Origin of the sequence: Puia dinghuensis, assembly GCF_014642875.1 — a bacterium.
Taxonomy (GTDB): domain Bacteria; phylum Bacteroidota; class Bacteroidia; order Chitinophagales; family Chitinophagaceae; genus Puia; species Puia dinghuensis.
Genome location: NZ_BMJC01000019.1, coordinates 1 through 1,255, shown reverse-complemented (window position 1 = coordinate 1,255; position 1,255 = coordinate 1). Strand labels below are relative to the sequence as shown.

Sequence of the window (1,255 nt, the reverse complement as noted above, 5' to 3'; positions counted from 1 at the left end):
TTCGAAAATGATATGCGAAAGCGTTTCGGTTCGGGGCATTGCCCGGATACTGAAAATTTCGGTTAATACGGTACAGGCATATTTAAAATGGGCAGGTAATCAGATTAGCAAGCCTCCTATTCCGCTAAACCAGGCCAATATCGAAGTAGATGAGCTGCATACTTTCATCGGACACAAGCAGAACCAGTTCTGGATCGCGTATGCCTTAAACCGGGCCACGGGGAAAGTACTGGACTTTGTGATCGGCAGGCGGAGCAAGCGTACGCTGGGAATGCTCGTCAACACGCTGTTGCTTTCCGGAGCCTCTAAGATCAACACAGACCAACTCAATATTTATCGTACATTGATTCCCCCTGGAATACACGAATACCGAAGGTATTGCACCAACCGCATCGAACGCAAAAATCTGTCGATTCGAACCCATATTAAACGGCTGAGCCGCCGGACTATTTGCTTTAGCAGAAGTCATGCCTTGCTGGAATGCTGTTTGAAGATTTATTTCTGGGAGGCATAAGCACCTATACGTTTCCTACGACCAGACAAAGCAGCTATTGCCTTTCACGATTGTTCCGAGTACACCAATCCTAATCCTTTAGCTGAGACGATGTAGACCAGTAAATCAAGCTCTTTGACATATGGAATAGAATGTAGCATCGGAAATCGTTCGCGTCGCGTTCTGCCGCAGCGGAGAAGGAGGACGGCCTGCGAAGAAAACAGCACAGAAGGAAGAGCCGACGATCGCCTGGTGAAGGCAAGCGGATTGGAAAGGGGACAGTACCCATAAAAGGTACTTCCCCCTTACGCACCCGCCCTACCGAGGCCAGGTCGGTGTCGGGATGCCGTGTAAGGCGCCTTGCATGGGCACACACAGCGATCCAAAAAGTGAACGCAAGTCAATGCGCAGCGCCGGCGCGGACGTCCCGACCCGGCCCAGCGGAGAAGGTATATGCGAAGTGCTGGACGAAAAAAGCTGTGCTATGAAGCAGCTCTTATGAAGGCGATGCGGGAGAGAATGCGTCCAGTCTTCCTCGATGCATGTTATCGGAAGCGCGTTAAGGATCGCAGCGGCAGCCCGGAGCCGAAGGCGAGGACTATAGCGAAGAGCCTGACCCGAAGGGGAACGCCCAACGAAATTGATTGACAGCATGCAGTATAACGAGCTGGGGCAGCTGCGGGCGAAGTACATCGGCAGCAATGCCTCCGCCGGCACAAGCCTGGATAGCCTGGTGTATGATTACAATATCCGGGGCTGGGT

General features: G+C 52.2%; 1 protein-coding gene. It reads left to right on the top strand.

The window, feature by feature from the left end; all coding sequences use genetic code 11:
• On the top strand, positions 1 to 514 hold a 514-nt coding region (locus tag IEY39_RS29595), incomplete at its 5' end, for an IS1 family transposase (protein ID WP_188938390.1).
• Positions 515 to 1,255 lie beyond the last annotated feature (741 nt).